Annotated in this window: 15 protein-coding genes and 3 pseudogenes; 16 read left to right on the top strand and 2 right to left on the bottom strand. The window is 72.2% G+C overall.

What is annotated here, in order from left to right; genetic code table 11:
• Positions 1-121 precede the first annotated feature (121 nt).
• From BIV24_RS18170 to BIV24_RS18160, 3 genes are read left to right on the top strand one after another with little or no spacing between them, the layout of a single operon-like run.
• On the top strand, positions 122-655 hold the full coding sequence (locus tag BIV24_RS18170) for a PadR family transcriptional regulator (protein WP_071367393.1): 534 nt from the start codon (positions 122-124) through the stop codon (positions 653-655).
• Positions 652-1,338: an ABC transporter ATP-binding protein gene (locus tag BIV24_RS18165; RefSeq protein ID WP_071367392.1), complete on the top strand. Its 687-nt coding sequence runs from the start codon at positions 652-654 to the stop codon at positions 1,336-1,338. The genes BIV24_RS18170 and BIV24_RS18165 overlap by 4 nt, the downstream gene beginning before the upstream one ends.
• Positions 1,335-2,687: a hypothetical protein gene (locus BIV24_RS18160; RefSeq protein WP_071367391.1), complete on the top strand. Its 1,353-nt coding sequence runs from the start codon at positions 1,335-1,337 to the stop codon at positions 2,685-2,687. Before BIV24_RS18165 ends, BIV24_RS18160 begins: the two co-directional genes overlap by 4 nt.
• Before the next feature lie 88 nt (positions 2,688-2,775).
• Here the strand turns inward: BIV24_RS18160 and BIV24_RS18155 are convergent, their stop codons facing one another.
• Entirely contained in the window at positions 2,776-3,312 is a 537-nt protein-coding gene (locus tag BIV24_RS18155) for an HNH endonuclease (RefSeq protein ID WP_071367390.1), read from the bottom strand.
• A 305-nt stretch (positions 3,313-3,617) separates the two neighbouring features.
• On the opposite strand from BIV24_RS18155, the gene BIV24_RS18150 reads away from it, so the two are divergent.
• From BIV24_RS18150 to BIV24_RS18115, 9 genes and pseudogenes are all read left to right on the top strand, one after another.
• Positions 3,618-4,712 carry a mechanosensitive ion channel family protein gene (locus BIV24_RS18150; RefSeq protein WP_071367389.1) on the top strand — a complete coding sequence of 365 codons (1,095 nt, stop codon included), beginning with the start codon at positions 3,618-3,620 and terminating at the stop codon, positions 4,710-4,712.
• A 353-nt stretch (positions 4,713-5,065) separates the two neighbouring features.
• A complete protein-coding gene (locus BIV24_RS18145; RefSeq protein WP_071367388.1) occupies positions 5,066-6,277 on the top strand; it encodes an ROK family transcriptional regulator in 1,212 nt (403 codons plus the stop codon).
• A gap of 89 nt (positions 6,278-6,366) precedes the next feature.
• A pseudogene (locus tag BIV24_RS18140) lies at positions 6,367-6,663 on the top strand (ABC transporter substrate-binding protein); the annotation flags it as partial.
• A pseudogene (locus tag BIV24_RS34470) lies at positions 6,658-6,816 on the top strand (carbohydrate ABC transporter permease); the annotation flags it as partial. The pseudogenes BIV24_RS18140 and BIV24_RS34470, both read left to right, overlap by 6 nt.
• A gap of 6 nt (positions 6,817-6,822) precedes the next feature.
• Positions 6,823-8,088, top strand: a complete 1,266-nt coding sequence (locus tag BIV24_RS18135) for a 6-phospho-beta-glucosidase (RefSeq protein ID WP_071367386.1) — start codon at positions 6,823-6,825, stop codon at positions 8,086-8,088.
• On the top strand, positions 8,079-9,053 hold the full coding sequence (locus BIV24_RS18130; protein WP_071367385.1) for an N-acetylglucosamine kinase: 975 nt from the start codon (positions 8,079-8,081) through the stop codon (positions 9,051-9,053). The genes BIV24_RS18135 and BIV24_RS18130 overlap by 10 nt, the downstream gene beginning before the upstream one ends.
• Positions 9,054-9,286: 233 nt before the next feature.
• Positions 9,287-10,735, top strand: coding sequence for a hypothetical protein (locus BIV24_RS18125; protein ID WP_107459550.1), 1,449 nt, complete (start codon positions 9,287-9,289; stop codon positions 10,733-10,735).
• Between the two features lie 14 nt (positions 10,736-10,749).
• On the top strand, positions 10,750-11,754 hold the full coding sequence (locus BIV24_RS18120; protein ID WP_071367384.1) for a glutamate ABC transporter substrate-binding protein: 1,005 nt from the start codon (positions 10,750-10,752) through the stop codon (positions 11,752-11,754).
• 86 nt (positions 11,755-11,840) lie between these two features.
• On the top strand, positions 11,841-13,163 hold the full coding sequence (locus BIV24_RS18115) for a hypothetical protein (RefSeq protein WP_071367383.1): 1,323 nt from the start codon (positions 11,841-11,843) through the stop codon (positions 13,161-13,163).
• Between the two features lies 1 nt (position 13,164).
• On the opposite strand, the gene BIV24_RS36490 is transcribed toward BIV24_RS18115, so the two are convergent.
• Entirely contained in the window at positions 13,165-13,428 is a 264-nt protein-coding gene (locus tag BIV24_RS36490) for a hypothetical protein (RefSeq protein WP_425442574.1), read from the bottom strand.
• A gap of 10 nt (positions 13,429-13,438) precedes the next feature.
• Between BIV24_RS36490 and BIV24_RS18110 the strand changes: the two genes are divergently transcribed.
• The 4 genes and pseudogenes from BIV24_RS18110 to BIV24_RS35490 form a co-directional block, all read left to right on the top strand.
• Positions 13,439-15,718 carry a serine/threonine-protein kinase gene (locus tag BIV24_RS18110; RefSeq protein ID WP_425442573.1) on the top strand — a complete coding sequence of 760 codons (2,280 nt, stop codon included), beginning with the start codon at positions 13,439-13,441 and terminating at the stop codon, positions 15,716-15,718.
• Positions 15,719-15,721: 3 nt separating this feature from the next.
• Entirely contained in the window at positions 15,722-17,086 is a 1,365-nt protein-coding gene (locus BIV24_RS18105) for a protein phosphatase 2C domain-containing protein (RefSeq protein ID WP_071367381.1), read from the top strand.
• 123 nt (positions 17,087-17,209) lie between these two features.
• Positions 17,210-18,553: a vWA domain-containing protein gene (locus tag BIV24_RS18100; RefSeq protein WP_071367380.1), complete on the top strand. Its 1,344-nt coding sequence runs from the start codon at positions 17,210-17,212 to the stop codon at positions 18,551-18,553.
• A 94-nt stretch (positions 18,554-18,647) separates the two neighbouring features.
• Positions 18,648-18,848: pseudogene (locus BIV24_RS35490) on the top strand (FHA domain-containing protein); the annotation flags it as partial.

The raw sequence follows: 18,848 nt of genomic DNA, 5'->3' as shown, positions 1-18,848 counted from the left end.
ACAGGCTGTGCGGACAGGCACCCGTGGACGGGCGTCCCCGGCAATCAGGGGGCGCACAACATTCCGAGAAATTCCGCTCCACTATTCACTCGCTACATATATCGAGTGCATACTGATCTCCATGAGCACTCGTCATGTCCTTCTCGGGTTGCTCGCCGCGGGGCCGAGTCACGGCTACGACCTCAAGCGGCGGCACGACGAGCAGTTCCCACAGGCTCGGCCCCTGGCATACGGGCAGGTCTACACGACGCTGCAGCGCCTGGTCCGCGATGGTCTCGCCGAGGTCGAGGGAACCGATTCCGAGGGCGGTCCGGAGCGCACGCTGTACCGCTCGACGGACGCCGGAGCGCACGAGCTGACCCGCTGGGCCGGGGAGGTCATGCCGCCCGCGCCGTTCGTGACGAACGAGATCTTCGCCAAGGTCGTCGTGTCGATCCTCGCGTCAGGGGATCCGGCCGCCTACCTCACGGCGCAGCGCGCCGCGCACATGGCGCGGATGCGGGAGCTGACGGCGGTGAAGACCGCGCCCGGCACCGATCTCGCGACGGCACTCTCGGCCGACTACGCCCTCAACCACCTCGACGCCGACCTCCGTTGGATGACCACCACGGCGGCCCGGCTCACGACTTTGACCGCGGAGGTCGACTCAGCATGAGCACCCCCCTTCTGACGGGACGACGCCTGTTCAAGGCGCATGGCTCCACGCCGGCGCTGCGCGGCGCCTCCGTCGAGCTGCACCCGGGCGAGATCCTCGCCGTCACCGGGGCGAGCGGCAGCGGCAAGTCCACGCTGCTGCACTGCCTGGCAGGGATCGTCCGACCCGACGAGGGCACGGTGGAGTACGCCGGCGAGCGCCTCGACGAGGCATCGGAGGCGCGCCTCGGTGAGCTGCGGCGAACGGAGTTCGGGGTGGTGTTCCAGTTCGGGCAGCTGATCCCCGAGCTGACCGCCGTCGACAACGTGGCTCTGCCGCTGCTGCTCGCTGGCACACCGCGCCAGGCCGCGCGGGAGCGGGCCATCGCGTGGCTGGAGCGGTTCGGAGTGCGCGGGCAGGAGGCGCTGCGGCCCGGCGAGATGAGCGGGGGCCAGGCTCAGCGAGTGTCGCTGGCGCGGGCGCTCGTGACCGGACCGAAGGTGGTCTTCGCGGACGAACCGACCGGCGCGCTGGACTCCCTGTCCGGGGAGCAGGTGATGACCGCCCTCACGCACACGGCCCGCGAGGCCGCTACGGCGGTGCTCCTGATCACGCACGACGCGCAGGTGGCGGCGTACGCGGACCGGGAGGTGACGCTGCGGGACGGGGTCCTGGCGGCGGAGGCCGCGGAGGTGGCGCGATGAGCGTGGAACTCCGCCTGGCCTGGCTGCTGACCAAAGACTCCGACCGACGGGAACGGTGGCGGGTACTGCTCACCGCGCTGGGCGCCGGGCTGGCCACCGGATTCGGGCTGGGCGCGGTCGCCGTCGCCGCGCTCCGCGGACACCACAACATCGCACTCGCGAGCGGGCTGCTGAACGACCAGGGTGAGCGCTCGGGCATCGTGTTCACGCTGCTGCTCCTGCTCGTACCCGTACTGGGCTTCCTCGGCCAGTGCGCCCGCGTCGGCGCCGTCCACCGCGACCGGCGGCTGGCCGGGCTGCGGCTGTCCGGGGCCACGCCGGGCCAGGTGCGGCGGATCGCCGGGCTGGAGGCGGGGCTCGCCTGCCTCGCGGGCTCGATGGCCGCGTCGGTCTGCTTCGTGCCGCTGCTGCTGCACCTGTGGCAGGCCCCACCGGCCACGGTGTGGGTGGCAGGCACGCTGGTCGTCCTGGCCGTGCCGGTGCTGGGGACGCTGGTGAGCCTGCTGGCGCTGCGGCGGGTGGTCGCCGAGCCGCTGGGGTGGGTACGCCGGGTGCGGCCGCGCGGCAAACGGGGCCTGGGCCTGCTGTTCCCGCTGGTGGCACCCGCCGGGGTCCTAGTCGTCGGGATGCTCGTGGCGCCGCGCTCGTTCGGCGGTTTCTACACATCCCCGGCGCTGGTGCTCGCGGTGGTGATCGTCACCGGGCTGAGCGCCGTCCGGCTGAGCGGCGTCACCTCCCGGCGCATCGGTCGACACCTCGCGGAGCGGACCGGCGACCCGGCGGTGCTGATCGCGGCGGAACGGCTCCGCGACGACCCGTGGGCAGCCGCCCGCACCCACGCGGCCGTACTGCTGGTGACCGTCGTCGGGACCGGGTTCATGGGCGTGCGGCAGGTGCTTCTGGACACCCTGCGCCTGCGCGGTCCGGACACGCTCGCCGCGGACATCTCCTTCTACACCACCGGCATCGACCTGACCGGGGCCGCTCTGCTGCTCGCCCTCGCGATCACGCTCTTCGGCCTCGCCGTGGGCACCGCCGAATCGCTGGCCACCCGCCGCCGGGGGCTGGCCGCGCAGGCCGCCGCCGGGGTGCCGATCGCCGTACTGGCCCGCGCGCTGCTCCTGGAGACCGCGCTGCCTCTGGCGCCCGCGGTGGCACTGGCGGGTCTCGGGGGCATGGGCATCAGCACCTGGTACGCGCTGCTGGCCGACACCGAAGGGACGTCCGTACTGCCCCTGGTCCCGCTGCTGGTGCCGGTGGCTGTCTACGCGGCCTGCATCCTGGCCGCAGCGACCTCGCTGCCCCTTCTGCGCCGCTCGGTCCGCCCCGCCGAACTGCGCTACGCATGACGGCCGGCCCCGGGAGCACAGGGGACTCCCGGGGCCGGACCCGGAACTCGGACGGCCGGCGCCCTCAGGAACGCGAAAGCCCGGATCGTCAGGCGGAAATGCCGTCGATCCGGGCCATGGCGTCATCCGCGCCGTACGGCCGCAGATATGGCAACCAGCGCGGGTCCCTGTGCCCGGTGCCGATGATGCGCCACGCCAGACCGGTGGGCGGGGCGGGTGCGTGGCGGAGCCGCCAGCCGATCTCGAAGAGATGCCGGTCGGCCTTGACATGGTTGCAGCGGCGGCAGGACGCCACCACGTTGTCCCAGACGTGCTGACCACCGCGGCTGCGCGGAATGACGTGGTCGACGCTGGTTGCGACGCCACCGCAGTACATGCACCGGCCTCCGTCGCGGGCGAAGAGCGCGCGCCGGGTAAGAGGAACGGGCCCCCGGTAGGGAACCCGCACGAATCGCCTCAGCCGGACCACGCTGGGTGCGGGGACAGTGACGGTTGCGCTGTGCATGAAGGCGCCGGACTCCTCGAGGCATACGGCCTTGTTCTCGAGGACGAGGACGAGCGCGCGGCGGAGCGGTACGACGCCGAGTGGCTCGTACGACGCGTTGAGGACCAGGACGTGCGGCACGGATGCCTCCTTGTACGCCGGCGGCGCGTGGCTCGCGCCGGGACGATCTGCAGTCAGTCTCCCCTCATGCCTGGTGGAAGCGCCACCATGTCCCGGTAACGTGCCGGGAGTGTTTTCGACCACACCGGGTGCATCCCCCGTCGCGCGCCCCCCTGCTTCCCAGGGTGAGCAGGGCCTCACCTTCGGGCATCGCCGCGATCCCCGCGCGATGCACCGTTAGTGTGGTAACCCTGCCCGTCCGGTGACCTCTCCGAGACCTGTTACCGCTCGCACCGGAGGCAGACACGCACCTGGAGGTACCTGCCGTGTCCCTGCCCGCGACCCTGGCCGCCGGCGCATCACCGTCCCCGTCACCGTCGTTGACGACCGATCCGCTGGTCCCCACGCTCCAGGACGCTCAGGAGAGCGCGACGAACGCCGCGAGCTGGGTCCAGGAGAACTGGTCGACGTGGCTGGCGATCGGCCTCAGGGTCGTACTGATCCTGGTGATCGCGTCGGTGCTGAGAGTGATGGTGCTACGGGCGCTCACCAAGCTCGTCGACCGCATGAGCCGTACGGTCGAGGCGGTGGACGGCACGGCGCTCGGCGGTCTGCTGGTGAACGCGGAGCGCCGCCGGCAGCGCTCGCAGGCGATCGGCTCGGTGCTGCGCTCGATGGCATCCTTCTTGATCCTCGGTACGGCCGCGCTGATGGTGCTGTCCGCCTTCCAGATCAACCTGGCGCCGCTGCTGGCGTCCGCCGGTGTCGCGGGTGTGGCGATCGGTTTCGGTGCGCGCAACCTGGTGACGGACTTCCTCTCCGGCGTGTTCATGATCCTCGAGGACCAGTACGGCGTCGGCGACAAGATCGACGCGGGGGTGGCCTCCGGCGAGGTGATCGAGGTCGGCCTGCGTGTGACGAAACTCCGCGGCGACAGCGGCGAGATCTGGTACGTCCGCAACGGCGAGATCAAGCGCATCGGCAACCTGTCGCAGGGCTGGGCGACGGCCGGGGTGGACGTGACCGTCCGGCCGACCGAGAACCTGGACCGGGTGAAGGCGACGCTCGACGCGGTGGCGGAGCAGATGGGCAAGGACGAGCCCTGGAACGAGCGCCTGTGGGGCCCGATCGAGGTGCTCGGCCTGGACAGCGTGCTGCTGGACTCGATGGTGGTCCGCGTCTCGGCGAAGACGATGCCGGGCAAGGCGACGTCGGTGGAGCGGGAACTGCGCTGGCGGATCAAGCGGGCCTTCGACGAGGCGGGCATCCGCATCGTGGGCGGCCCCGCGGCCGAGCCGGAGGAGGAGCCCGAGGCCGATCCGACGGCGGCGGTCGCGGCACCGTCGGCGTTCTCGAACGCCGAGTCCCCGCAGGCGAAGGCGGCCTCCCCGATACCGCCGACGCGACAGGCCAGGAAGTAGCGGGTCGTACACGGAAGAGGCGGCACCCGGGTGTTCCGGGTGCCGCCTCTTCGTGCGTACGCCGCCGCAGGCGTCCCGGCCCACGTCCTGATCAACCGCAACACCGGCACGGCCCACTGCTACACCGACCCGACCCTCCCCGGCGACGACCCACCAAGGCGTACTACGGCAACGAGTCCAAGGTCCACCTGGGTGAGCCCCTTCCGCTCCCCGCCCCCTACCCCACCCTGGACACGGCCCCGTTCCTGGCGGGCTGAGCGCCTCTTCCCCGGGTATTGACGCCCCTCTTCACCCTCGCTACGTTCCCTCCCACCGACAGGAAGCTTTCCTAACAACAGGGGGTGGGCTCACACATGGCAGGGTCCGTCGGCATACCGGGCACCCCTCGCGTGCTGCGCGCCATGAACGACCGCGCCGCCCTCGACCTGCTCCTGGAGCACGGCCCGCTCAGCCGCACCCGCGTCGGCAAGCTCACCGGCCTGTCGAAGCCCACCGCCTCCCAGCTCCTCGCCCGGCTCGAAGCCGCGGGCCTCGTCCTGATGACGGGCACGAGCGAAGGCCGCCCCGGCCCGGGAGCGCAGTTGTACGCGGTCAACCCGGCCACCGCGCACGTCGCCGGCCTCGATGTCACCTCCGAGCGGCTCCTCGCCGCCGTCGCCGACATCACCGGCAGGACGGTGGGCGAGTACGAGCTGCCCACCCCGGGCCGCCGGCCGGCACAGCCCGTCGTACGCCAGGTCACCGACGCCCTGACCGGCGCCGTGAAGGCCGCCGGCCTCGGCCTCGGCGACGTGCACCGTGCCGTCATCGGCACCCCGGGCGCCTTCGACCCGAGCACCGGCCGTCTGCGCTACGCCCCCCACCTGCCCGGCTGGCACTCCCCCGCGCTCCTGGACGAACTCGCCGCCGCCCTCCCGATGCCCGTGGACTACGAGAACGACGTCAACCTCGTCGCCCTCGCCGAGCAGCGGCTCGGCGCGGCCAGGGGCCATCAGGACTTCGTCCTGCTGTGGAACGAGGGCGGCCTCGGCGCCGCCCTGGTCCTCGGCGGCAGGCTGCACCGCGGATGGACCGGCGGCGCCGGCGAAGTCGGCTTCCTACCGGTGCCCGGCGCCCCTCTGGTGCGCCAGGTGACCCGGACGGGCAGCGGCGGCTACCAGGAACTGGCCGGTTCCCGGGCCATCCCCCGGCTGGCCCGCGAACTCGGCATCGAGGACCTGCCCGCCGGCCCCTACGCCGAGGTCGCCGCCGCCCTCGTCGCCCGGGGCGCCGACAGCGCCACGGGCCCCCACCGGCGCCTCCTTCAGACGTACGCGACACGGCTCGCCACCGGTCTCGCCGCGCTCGTCTCCGTGCTCGACCCCGAACTCGTCGTCCTCAGCGGCGCCTGCCTCACGGCCGGAGGCGAGCCGCTACGGGCCCTGCTCCAGGCCGAACTGGAGGAGCTGGCCGCGTCCCGGCCGCGCCTCGCCGTCGGCGACGTACGCGAACACCCCGTGTTGCGCGGCGCATTGGAAAGCGCGCTCGCGACCACCCGCGACGAGGTCTTCGACACCTCGCGCTGAGCCCCCGCGGGGCCCCACCCCGGTTCCACCCCGGCCCCGGCGTCCGCCCGGTCGAACCCACACCCCGCCTATCCCAGGGAGACCCTGTCATGCCCGAAGTGAGCCGGAAGACGGCTCTCGCCGCGACCTTCTCCGTCGCCCTCCTCGCCACCGCGTGTACCGGCCAGTCCTCCTCCGGCGCGAACGACGACGCGTCCAAGGAAACCACCATCACCTTCCGGCACGCCTGGAGCGCGCCCTCCGAGACGAAGGCCGTGAACGCCCTGATCGCGGGCTTCGAGAAGGCGCACCCGAACATCCACGTCAACGTGGTCGCCAACATGACCGACGACAAGATGAACCAGGCCCTGCGCACCGGCGGCGACAAGGCCCCCGACGTCATCAGTTACGGCCTGGAATCGTCCAAGGGCGCGCACCACACCGACCGGAATCTCACCATGGCCGCGACCGTGCTGGTCATGGCCCCCGTGATCCTCGTGTTCTTCTTCGCTCAGAAGGCGTTCGTCGAGGGTGTCACCCTCACCGGAGTAAAGGGGTAACGACGCATGAAACTCACCGTGGTCGGCGGAGGGTCGACCTACACACCCGAACTCGTCGACGGATTCGCGAGGCTGAGGGACACCCTGCCCGTCGAGGAACTGGTCCTCGTCGACCCGGCCCCCGAACGCCTGGAGTTGGTGGGCGGGCTGGCCCGGCGCATCTTCGCCAAGCAGGGGCACAGCGGCCGGATCGTCACCACCTGCGATCTGGACGCGGGCGTGGAGGGCGCCGACGCCGTACTGCTCCAACTGCGCGTCGGCGGGCAGGCCGCGCGCGAGCAGGACGAGACCTGGCCGCTGGAGTGCGGCTGCGTCGGCCAGGAGACGACCGGAGCCGGCGGTCTCGCCAAGGCGCTGCGCACGGTACCGGTGGTCCTCGACATCGCCGAACGGGTCCGCCGTACCAACCCGGATGCCTGGATCATCGACTTCACCAACCCGGTCGGCATCGTCACCCGCGCCCTCCTCCAGGAGGGCCACCGGGCCGTCGGCCTGTGCAACGTGGCGATCGGCCTGCAGCGGAAGTTCGCCGCCCTGCTCGGCACCGCGCCCGCCGATGTCCACCTCGACCATGTGGGCCTCAACCACCTCACCTGGGAGACCGGGGTACGCGTGGGCGGCCCCGAAGGCGAGAACATCCTGCCCAAGCTGCTCACGGAGCACGGCGCCGCGATCGCCGCCGACCTGCGGCTTCCGCACGCCCTCCTGGACCGGCTGGGCGTGATCCCCTCCTACTACCTGCGCTACTACTACACGCACGACGAGGTCGTACGGGAGATGCGCACGAAGCCCTCCAGGGCCACCGAAGTAGCGGCTATGGAACGGCAGTTGCTGCAGATGTACGGCGACCCGTCGCTCGACGAGAAGCCGGCACTGCTCGCCAAGCGGGGCGGCGCCTACTACTCGGAGGCGGCCGTCGACCTCGCCGCCGCGCTGCTGGGCGGCGGGGGCTCGCCGTACCAGGTGGTGAACGCGTACAACAGGGGAACGCTGCCCTTCCTGCCGGACGACGCGGTGATCGAGGTACAGGCGGCCGTCGGACCGCAGGGGCCGTCCCCCCTGCCCGTCGCCGAGGTGGACCCCCTGTACGCGGGGCTGATGGCGAGCGTGACCGCGTACGAGGACCTGGCCCTCGAGGCAGCGCTGCGCGGGGGCCGCGACCGGGTGTTCCGGGCGCTGCTCGCCCACCCCCTCATCGGACAGCACGCCTACGCCGACACCCTCACCGACCAGCTGATCGCGCACAACCGGGAGCACCTCGCGTGGGCCTGACCACAACCGTTCTCGCCATCGACGCGGGCAACAGCAAGACGGACGTCGCCGTCGTGACCACCGGCGGCGACGTCCTCGGCACCGCCCGGGGCGGAGGCTTTCGGCCCCCTGTCGTGGGCGTGCGGACGGCCGTGGACGCCCTGGCCGAGACCGTCGGCGAGGCCTTCGCCCGGGCCTCGGTCACCTCTGTCGGCCATGTCTCGGCCTGTCTCGCCAACGCCGACCTCCCGGTGGAGGAGGAGGAGTTGGCCCAGGCGCTGCACGCGCGCGCGTGGGGCACGACCGTGGAGGTGCGCAACGACACGTTCGCGATCCTGCGCGCCGGTGTGGCCGAGCCGCGGGGGGTGGCGGTCGTGTGCGGCGCCGGCATCAACTGCGTCGGTATGCGTCCCGACGGGCGCACCGCCCGCTTCCCGGCGATCGGCCGGATCTCCGGTGACTGGGGCGGCGGTTGGGCCCTGGCGGAGGAGGCGCTGTGGTGGGCGGCGCGCGCGGAGGACGGCCGGGGCGGTCCCACGGCCCTGGCGCGCGCGCTGCCCGCGCACTTCGGGCTCGACTCCATGTACGCGCTGATCGAGGCGCTGCACCTGGAGCACATCGAGCACGCCCGGCGCCACGAGCTGACGCCGGTGCTGTTCGCCACTGCCCGGGACGGCGACCCGGTCGCCCGCGCGATCGTCGAACGGCTCGCGGAGGAGGTCGTCGCCCTGGCCACGGTCGCACTCACCCGCCTGGGCCTGCTCGACGAGGAGGCCCCCGTGCTGCTCGGCGGCAGCGTCCTGGCCGCCGGCCATCCCCAACTCGACGGCCGTATACGTGACCTGCTCGCGGCCCGCGCACCCAAGGCGGTCCCCCGGGTGGTCGCGGCCCGCCCGGTCCTCGGAGCGGCCCTCCTCGGCCTCGACCACGAACACGCCCCGCGCGAGGCCCACGCGCGCGTGCGGGCGTACTTCGAGAGCTTGTGACACCAGCGAGGCAGGCGGGGAACCGAACAGGAGCAGAGAGCGTGTTCATGAAGGGGGGTGGTGCGACAGAACGTGTGTACGTCGGCATCCGCCGGCATGCGGCGATCCGCAACAAGATCGTGTGAAGGCCTGTGCGGATACCGCTCCGGACGGGAATACTTGCCGCCGTGCACTTGCACCCGCTCCCGCGCACCGGGCGGAGTTGACCGACGGACGACCATGGGGGAGGTCACGTGACATACCCGCAGCAGGGCGGCGCGCCACCGGCGCCGCCCACGATGCCGGCCGTTCCGCCGCAGGCCGGCGGGCCCGCGGCGCAGGCGGCCCTGGTGCCGCAGGGACATCCCGCCGCCGCGCCGCGCCGCACGGCCTTCGCCGAGGGCGTCGATCGGCTGCGGGCGGCCGCGACCACCGAGCCGGGCCGGCTGCGCATCATCGGCGCCGTCCTCGCCCTGCTGGTCGTCGCGTTCGGGGCCGTCACCGCCTGGCAGATGTCCGACCGCTCGACCGCCGCGGACGACGTGCTGCACCGCAGCCAGCCGCTCAGTGCGGGTGCCGCCGACATCTACCGCTCCCTCGCCGACGCCAACACCGCGGCCGCCAGCGGCTTCCTGTCGGGCGGCCAGGAACCCCCCGCGACCACCAGGCGCTACGAGAAGGACATCCAGACCGCCGCGGTGGGGCTCGTCACGGCGGCCGCGAGCACCGAACCGGGCTCCCCTTCCGCGCAGACCGTCGCCAAGCTCAACAAGCTGCTGCCGGAGTACAAGGGCCTCATCGAGCGAGCCCGGGCCAACAACCGGCAGGGCTTCCCGGTGGGCGGCGCCTACCTGCGGGCGGCGAACGAGAAGATGCAGCAGGAGATGCTGCCGGCCGCGCAGGACCTGTACACCAAGGAGAACCAGCGGCTGGCCTCCGACTACGGGAACGCGACCCCGTACCCCTGGTTCGCCATCGCCCTCGGCGTCGTCGCGCTGGCCGCGCTGGGCTGGGCGCAGCGGCGCCACTACCTGCGCACGAACCGGCTGCTCAACCATGGCCTGGTCGCCGCCACCACAGCATCCGCGATCGTCCTGCTGTGGCTGGTCGTCGGTCACAGTGTCGCCCGCGCGGGGCTCAACTCCTCGTACGACCACGGCATCCGGTCGCTGAACGTGCTGCACGACGCGCGCATCGCGTCCCTGAACGCACGCGGCAACGAGAACCTCACGCTGGTCAGCCGCGGCGCCGAGACCAAGAAGCTGTCCGACGGGACGATCGAGGACGCGTACGACTATGCGTTCAAGCAGGACATGAAGACGCTCTCCACCGGCCTCGCCAAGGCCGAGTCCCTCGCCGACGACAAGGCGGGCAAACAGCCTGTGAAGGACGCCACCGGCCAGATGAAGGTCTGGCAGCAGCGTCACCAGCAGGCGCGGACCGCCGACGACGACGGCAACTACCAGGCGGCACTGGACAAGATCATCGGCTCCCGGACCGACCAGCCGACGGGCGAGTGCTTCGACAACGTGGACGCGAACCTGGCGAAGGCACTGGACCACGAGGAAAGCCAGTTCGAACAAGCTGCGGGCGACGGCCGGGACGCGATGACCGGGCTCCCGGTCGGCGCGGCGGTCCTCGCGGTGCTGGGCGCGTCCGGCGCGGTGCTGGGCATCGGACGCAGGCTGTCGGAGTACCGGTGAGAGGGGGAGCGACGATGATCGCACGGCGTCTGCGAGCGAGCCTGAAGGGCTGGGGCGGTGTGGGGACGATGCTGGCAGCCTGCGTCCTCGCCGTCGTCTTCGTGCTGCTGCTGCCGCTGGTCGGCGCGCGCGGGGACGGTTCCACGGGCACCGGCGGTCCGGGCCTGGCCGAGGCGACCCAGGCAATGGCCGACTCCTGCGGAGCCCACCCCGAACAGCTGAGCCCTCCCCCGTCCACGGACGAGAGCGGGCCGGCGGTCTCGGCCATCAAGAGGCGCGGCTATCTGTCAGTGGGAGTGGACCAGAACAGCTACCGCTGGGGCTACCGCGACCCCAACAGCAAGGGCAGCGACCTGGAGGGCTTCGACATCGACCTCGCCCGCGAGATCGCGCGGCAGATCCTCCACGACCCGAAGGCCGTCCGCTTCCACGCCATCCCCACCAACCAGCGCATCCCGGCCATCAAGAGCGGGCAGGTGGACATGGTGGTGCGCACCATGACGATCAGCTGTGACCGGCTGAAGGAAGTCGCCTTCTCCGACCCGTACTTCACGACCGGCCAGCAAGTCCTCGCCCCCAAGGAGTCCGACATCTCGGGCTACGACAAGTCCCTTGCGGGCAAGAGGATCTGCTCGGCGGCGGGGTCCACGGCCAACACCGATCTGACCGAGGACAAGAAGTCCGGTCGGTTGCCGGCGTCCGCCGACATCTCCACCACCGTCCCCAACCAGCTCGACTGCCTGGTCAAGCTCCAGCTCGGCGAGGTGGACGCGGTCGTCACCGACGGCGCGCTCGCCGCGAGCCAGGCAGCCCAGGACCCGACCCTCGCGCTCAAGGGAAAGCCCTTCACGACCGAGTACTACGGCGTGGCGATGAACAAGCAGGCCGGCGATCTGGTTCGCCGGGTCAACCAGGTACTCGTGGACTACCGCAAGAGCGGCTGGCAGACCTCGTACGACAGGTGGCTGTCCCAGACGCTGGGCGACAAGTCGGCGTCGTCGCAACCGCCGTCCTCCTGAGGGATGCCGCCGACCTGATACCACTGGAGAGTTACCCCGGCGCACCGCACACGCGCCCAGGGCACGACGAGAGCGAGAGGTGATCGATGGGCGTCACGGGACCCACCGGGCCGGTGCTGGACCGGGACGAGGTGGACCGTGCGCTGGCGCGGCTCGGCGCGGAGCACGAGGCCATAGAGACCTCGCTCCTCGCCCTGCAGGACCACGCGGGCCGCAGACTCCTCGAGGGCGCCGACCTGACGGGCGTCACCAGGGAGCGCTGGGCGTCGGCGGAGGCGTCGATCACCCTGCTGTGGGCGTACTTCGACGCCTACACGGCCACCCTGCGCACCGCGCGCGAGATCCGCGCCCGCCGGCGCTGGTCCAGCCGCGACGACCTGGCCGAGCTGACCGAACTGCTGCGCGGCGCCAGCGTCATCGTGGCGGGCAGCGCCGCGGCGACGGCGAACGCGCCGACATTGGCAGGCACCGGCAGGCTCAGCCAGCAGTTCACGCTGGCCGAGCTCGTGGAGCGGATGAACGAGCTGTACGCGTCCTCGCTCGACATGGTCGTCGCCGCCGACGCGGTGTGGTCGGCGCTGCCCGCCCGGATCGATTTACTGGCCGCGGAGTTGCAGCGCACCCGCGAGCTCGCCCACTCGGTGGGCGTACGCCCCGGCGAGCACCCGGCGGGCGACGACCTGGAGCGGATCACGCGCACGCTGACCAGGCTGCGCGAGGAGGTGGTCTCCGACCCGCTGGCGTACTGGACTCCGACGCAAGGGAGTTCGGCGCCCGGCGGCGGTCGGCCGGACACGACCACATACGACCGCGAGGCGCGCGCCCTGGAGGACGTGCGCCGGGAGATCGACGCTGTGCTGACGGTGCGCCAGGACGCCGAGGCGCGACTGGTGAAGCTGCGCGACGTGCTCAGTCGCGCGGACCGCACGCTGGCGGAGGCCCGTAGCGCGCGCGGCGAGGTCCTCGCGAAGATCGCCGCCTCGGAGGTGCCCGCGGTCAGCGGTCCGCCGACCGTGCTGCAGGAGCAGTTGGCGACGGCCGCCGAGTACCGCAGGCACGCCCAGTGGCACCGCCTGTCGCCGCTGCTGGAGTCCCTGGAGCAGAAGGCGGAGGACGAACTGCTGCGCGCCCGCGAATCGTTGACGGCGGTCACCGCGCCCCTCGCGGTCCGCGCCGAACTGCGCGGCCGTCTGGACGCGTACAAGGCGAAGATCGCCCGGCACGGGCTGGCCGAGGACCCGCTGCTGGTCGAGCGGTACGACGCGGCGCGGCGGATGCTGTGGAGCGCGCCCTGCGACCTCAGGGTCGCCGAACAGGCGGTACTGCGCTACCAGCGGGCGGCCGCCGAACTGCTCGGCCCGCGCGTGCCCCAGCAGGGCGCACCGGCTGACCGGAGGGGGAGGACATGAGTCAGGCAGGGCAGAAATGCCAGCGGCCCGGCTGCGACGGGACGTACGAGGACGTCGGCGGCGGCGAGCTGTACTGCGACACCTGCGGTCTGGCACCGGTCGTTTCCGCATCCGGGATGGTCGGCTCGCCGGCCACGGGGATCACCGTGGGCGGCAGGGGCTCGCGCGGCTCGGGAAGCAGCAGTTCGCGCTCCAGTTCCCGTACATCGTCGCGGTCGTCCCAGTCCCGGCGCTCGGTGTCGGGCCGGCTGTCCGGCAAGACCACCGGCCGGTCGGTGTCGGTGCGCAGTTCCGGCGCGGTGTCCGGGAGCGCCGGACGCAGCCGGCTGGGCCTCGGCCTGGTGCGGGTCCCGGATGTGCCCCGGCCCGACCCCCGCGTGATGGTGCTGAAGAACCCCGAGGTGCCCGAGCGCAAGCGGTTCTGCTCGCGCTCGGACTGCGGGGCCCCGGTGGGCCGTGCGCGCGGCGAGAGGCCGGGGCGCACGGAGGGGTTCTGCACGAAGTGCGGCCACCCCTACTCGTTCGTGCCGAAGCTGCACTCGGGGGATGTCGTCCACGGCCAGTACGAGGTCGTGGGCTGCCTCGCGCACGGCGGGCTCGGCTGGATCTACCTGGCCGTGGACCGGGCGGTCTCCGACCGGTGGGTGGTCCTCAAGGGCCTGCTGGACACCGGCGACCAGGACGCGATGGAGGCGGCGATCTCCGAGCGGCGCTTCCTCGCCGAGATCGAGCACTCCAACATCGTGCGCATCTACAACTTCGTGGAGCACCTCGACCAGCGCACCGGCTCGCTCGACGGCTACATCGTCATGGAGTACGTCGGCGGCAAGTCGCTCAAGGAGATCGCCAACTCCCTTCGTACACCGGACGGGAGGCGGGATCCGCTGCCGGTGGAGCAGGCGTGCGCCTACGGCATCGAGGCGTTGGAAGCCCTCGGCCATCTGCACAGCCGCAACCTTCTGTACTGCGACTTCAAGGTCGACAACGCGATCCAGACCGAGGGCCAGCTCAAGCTGATCGACATGGGCGCGGTGCGCAGGATGGACGACGACGAGTCGGCCATCTACGGCACGGTCGGCTACCAGGCGCCGGAGGTCGCGGAGGCCGGACCGTCGGTGGCGAGCGACCTCTACACGGTGGCGCGCACCCTCGCCGTGCTCACGTTCGACTTCCAGGGCTACACGAACGTCTTCGCGGACTCCCTGCCCGACCCGGACACCATCGAGGTCTTCCGCCGGTACGAGTCCTTCTACCGGCTGCTGGTCCGCGCCACCGACCCGGACGCGGCCCGGCGGTTCGCGTCCGCGCAGGAGATGTCGGAACAGCTGACCGGGGTGCTGCGCGAGGTCGTCGCCCTGCAGACGGGCCGCCCGCGGCCCGCCCTGTCGACCCTGTTCGGCCCCGAACTGAAGGTCACGGACACGGAGTTGTTCGCCGAGCTGGACGAGGACGTGTCACGGCTGGGGGCGCGGGTGGTGCCGCCACGGCGCCGACGCGGGACCGCCGCGGGCGCGCTTCCCGCGGCTCCGGGCACCACGGGCCGGGCACCCGCCGTCCCCGGGGGCGTATCCGGGTCGGCCGCGCTGCCGGGCGGCGAGAGCGCGAACACCCTCGTCAAGGCGCTCGGCACCGCTGCCGCGGCCCTTGCCCTGCCCGTCCCCCGCGTCGACCCCGGCGACCCCAACGCGGGCTTCCTCGCCGGTCTCACGGCCTCCGCGCCCGCGGACCTGATCGCCGCGCTGCACGTCGCACCGGCCACTTCCCTGGAGCTGCGGCTGCGCGAGCTGCGGGCCCGCCTGGAGATGGGCGAGACGGATGCCGGCGGCCGGGCCCTCGCCGCCCTGGAAGCCGACCACCCCGACGACTGGCGGGTCGTCTGGTACCGCGGCGTCACCGCGCTCGTGACCGGCGACCACGAGTCGGCCGCGATCTCCTTCGACGCGGTCTACGACGCCTTCCCCGGAGAGCCCGCGCCCAAGCTGGCTCTCGGCCTGTGTGCGGAAGTCCTCGGCCAACTCGACAACGCGGCCGAGTACTACCGCCTCGTCTGGACGACCGACCCCAGCTATGTCGGCTCGGCGTTCGGCCTGGCCCGCGTGCAACTCGCCACCGGTGACCGGCATGGCGCCGTCCGTACCCTGGAGTCGGTGCCGGAGGCGTCCATCCACTACACCGCGGCCCGTGTCGCCGCCGTACGGGCGCGGCTGCGCAGCCGTACCGGCCAGGGCCAGGGCCCGGCCTTCCTGGACGACCTCGTGGCCGCGGCGAGGCAGATCCAGGCGCTGGAGGCGTACGGCCTGGACGCCGTGCGCCGCGAGCAGTTGTCCACAGAGGTCCTCGGCTGTGCCCTGGACTGGATACTCTCCGGGGGCCAGAGTTCCGCTCCGCCCGCGGCGGGCGGACGGGTGCTGCTCGGCAGCCAACTGGACGAACGCGGCCTCCGCTTCGGCCTGGAGCGCTCGTACAGGACGCTGGCCAGGCTCGCGCAGGGCGGCGAGGAGAGGATCGACCTGGTGGAACGTGCCAACCGTTACCGCCCCCGGACGTGGGTGTGATCGATGTCCCAGATGCCCCAGCCGACGGCCCTTTCGAGGTGCCCCAGTTGCGAGGAGCCCGTCGAGTCGGGTGACCGCTTCTGCGGCGCCTGCGGGTACGACCTGTCGACGGTGCCCGACCCGCCGCAGGACTCCCCGGCGCCGGCCGTCAACGGCACGTCGGCGCGACTCCCCGCGCAAACGGCCTCGGTGAACTGGCCGACCGCCCCCCCGTCGGGCAGCCCGGAGGCGTCCGCGGAGGTGCGTCTGCCGGCCGACGTCCAGGGCGCGGACTCCGGCGGCTCCGCACTGCCTGCCGCGCCCGCCGCCCAGAGCGTAGGGCTCGGCCGTCCGGACCAGTCCGAGGACTACCACCTGGCCTCCCCCAAGCCCCCGGCGTCGTTCGGACAGGCCGCGCCCGCGGGCCGGCCCGTCGACCCGCGCACCGTCGCACTGTCGACGCCGGCCGCCGGTTCGAAGATCTGCGTGGCCTGCCGCGCGGGCACTGTGGACAGCGACGGCTACTGCGAGAACTGCGGCCACGCGCAGCCGCGCGAGCGCGACCACATGGAGCGGGAGTTGGGCGCGGTCGCCGCGGTCAGCGACCGGGGCCTGCGCCATCATCGCAACGAGGACGCGTTCGCGGTCTCCGAGACCGCGCTGCCCGACGGCTCGCCCGCCACGGTCGCGATCGTCTGCGACGGAGTCTCCTCGGCGACGCGGCCGGACGACGCCTCCCTCGCCGCCTCCCGGGCGGCCAACAAGGTGCTGCTGGAGGCCCTTCCGCTGGGCACGCACCCCCAGCAGGCCATGCACGAGGCCATCATCGCCGCCTCGCACGCCGTCAACACGCTGGCCACCGAGCCGGAGACGGCCCGCCAGCACGCCCCGCACCAGAATGCGCCCGCCTGCACGTTCGTCGGCGCCGTCGTCACCTCCCGGCTGCTCGTCGTCGGCTGGGTCGGCGACAGCCGGGCCTACTGGGTCCCGGCGGACCGCACCGCGCCGTCGGCCCGGCTCACCGAGGACGACTCATGGGCCGCGCAGATGGTCGCCGCGGGCCTGATGAGCGAGGCCGAGGCGTACGCCGACGAGCGCGCCCACGCGATCACGGGCTGGCTCGGCGCGGACGCGTACGAACTGGAGCCGCACACCGCCTCGTTCAAGCCGGACGGTCCGGGTGTGGTGGTGGTGTGCACCGACGGGCTGTGGAACTACGCGGAAGCCGCCGAGGAGATGGCCGAGGTGGTGCCGTTCGACGCCGGCCCGCGCCCCCTGCACAGCGCCCGCGTCCTGGTGGGCCACGCGCTGGACGGCGGGGGCCACGACAACGTAACAGTGGCCGTCCTCCCGTTCCCGGCACCGTCGCGGGGGGCAGGATCCGCCTGAAGGGCGTTACTGGAGGGTCCTGCGGCCGACGGCGCGGCCGGCCCGGGGGCCTGAAGGGGGACCGGTCCGCAACCAGTCGTCACCCCACAGCATCGGGGACCTTTGAGGGGGATCAGAGAAGGCATGGCCAATTTCTCGAAGTCGAACGTGCCGCAGTTCTCGGTGGACGTCTACCAGAACGAGTACCTTCCGGAGGGCGGTCGCGAGGTCAACGCCATCGTGACGGTGACGGCGACCGGCGGCGGCACGATCGGAAACGCGATCACGGCGCCGCACCTCTACTCTCCGGGGCAGGGCCCCTCCGCCGCCGTGGCGATCATGGTCGACTGCTCCGGGTCGATGGACTACCCGCCCACCAAGATGCGTAACGCGCGCGACGCGACGGCCGCCGCCATCGACACGCTGCGCGACGGCGTGCACTTCGCGGTGGTCGGCGGCACCCATGCGGCCAAGGAGGTCTACCCGGGCGGCGGCCGGCTCGCGGTCGCCGACGCGACCACCCGCAACCAGGCCAAGCAGGCTCTGCGCAGGCTCAGCGCGGGCGGTGGCACGGCCATCGGCACCTGGCTGCGGCTGGCGGACCGGCTGCTGTCCTCGGCGGACGTCTCCATCCGGCACGGCATCCTGCTCACCGACGGCCGCAACGAGCACGAGTCGCCCTCGGACCTGAAGGCCGCACTGGACGCCTGTGCCGGTCATTTCACGTGTGACGCGCGTGGAGTGGGCACCGACTGGGAGGTCAAGGAGGTCACGGGAATCGCCTCCGCGCTGCTCGGCACCGCCGACATCGTCGCCGACCCGGCCGCCCTGGCCGCCGACTTCACGCAGATGATGGAGACGGTCATGGGCAAGGAGGTCGCGGACGTCTCGCTGCGGCTGTGGACGCCCGTCGGCACGGAGATCAAGTTCGTGAAGCAGGTGGCGCCCACGGTCGAGGAACTGACCGACCGCCGGGTCGACGCCGGCCCACGCGCCGGGGACTACCCGACCGGCTCCTGGGGCGACGAGTCCCGCGACTACCACGTGTGCGTCCAGGTCCCGCCGGCCGGCATCGGCCAGGAGATGCTCGCGGCCCGGGTCTCGCTGGTGATCCCGCAGAGTGAGGGCACCCACAACCTCGGAGCCCAAGGACTCGTACGGGCGGTGTGGACCGACGACATGGCGGCGTCCACCTCGCTCAACGCCCAGGTCGCCCACTACACGGGCCAGGCCGAACTCGCACAGGCCATCCAACAAGGCCTGGACCTCCGCAAAGCGGGCGATTTCGACGGCGCAACGGCCAAGTTGGGCCGGGCCGTTCAGCTCGCCAGCGCCTCGGGAAACGCGGATACTGCGAAACTGCTTTCGAAGGTGGTGGACGTGGTCGATGCCGCGACAGGTACTGTGCGACTGAAAGCGAAGGTCGCGGAGGCCGACGAGATGACACTCGAGACTCGGTCCACAAAGACTGTTCGTGTAAAGAAGTGACATAGCAAACCCGACAGCAACGAGCCCGGCCCCCAGGGGTTGGAGAACCACGCCGGTCACGACGACCGGACGAAGGAGAGGGGGAAGCGCCGACATGCCGACCTGCCCGAACGGACACCAGTCGGGTTCCGACGACTGGTGCGAGGTCTGTGGTCACCGTATGGCCGGTGCCGTACCCCCACCGCCTCCCCCACCGCCGCCGCCCGCCGCCGGCTACGGCTTCCCGGCGCCGGGTTCGCCCCCGCCCCCTCCGGGCGCGGGCGGTCAGTCCGGGGGACGTCCGCCGGTACCCGCC

It is taken from the genome of Streptomyces colonosanans (genome assembly GCF_001866645.1).
Lineage (GTDB): Bacteria > Actinomycetota > Actinomycetes > Streptomycetales > Streptomycetaceae > Streptomyces > Streptomyces colonosanans.
Note: the sequence above shows the minus strand (reverse complement) of the source record. Positions and strands in the feature narration are given on the sequence as shown.

Coding starts and splice junctions, on each gene's coding strand:
- BIV24_RS18105 (WP_071367381.1), top strand. CDS start 15,722: ATGTCCCAGATGCCCCAGCCGACGGCCCTTTCGAGGTGCCCCAGTTGC.
- BIV24_RS18120 (WP_071367384.1), top strand. CDS start 10,750: ATGATCGCACGGCGTCTGCGAGCGAGCCTGAAGGGCTGGGGCGGTGTG.
- BIV24_RS18100 (WP_071367380.1), top strand. CDS start 17,210: ATGGCCAATTTCTCGAAGTCGAACGTGCCGCAGTTCTCGGTGGACGTC.
- BIV24_RS18160 (WP_071367391.1), top strand. CDS start 1,335: ATGAGCGTGGAACTCCGCCTGGCCTGGCTGCTGACCAAAGACTCCGAC.
- BIV24_RS18165 (WP_071367392.1), top strand. CDS start 652: ATGAGCACCCCCCTTCTGACGGGACGACGCCTGTTCAAGGCGCATGGC.
- BIV24_RS18135 (WP_071367386.1), top strand. CDS start 6,823: ATGAAACTCACCGTGGTCGGCGGAGGGTCGACCTACACACCCGAACTC.
- BIV24_RS18115 (WP_071367383.1), top strand. CDS start 11,841: ATGGGCGTCACGGGACCCACCGGGCCGGTGCTGGACCGGGACGAGGTG.
- BIV24_RS18145 (WP_071367388.1), top strand. CDS start 5,066: ATGGCAGGGTCCGTCGGCATACCGGGCACCCCTCGCGTGCTGCGCGCC.
- BIV24_RS18170 (WP_071367393.1), top strand. CDS start 122: ATGAGCACTCGTCATGTCCTTCTCGGGTTGCTCGCCGCGGGGCCGAGT.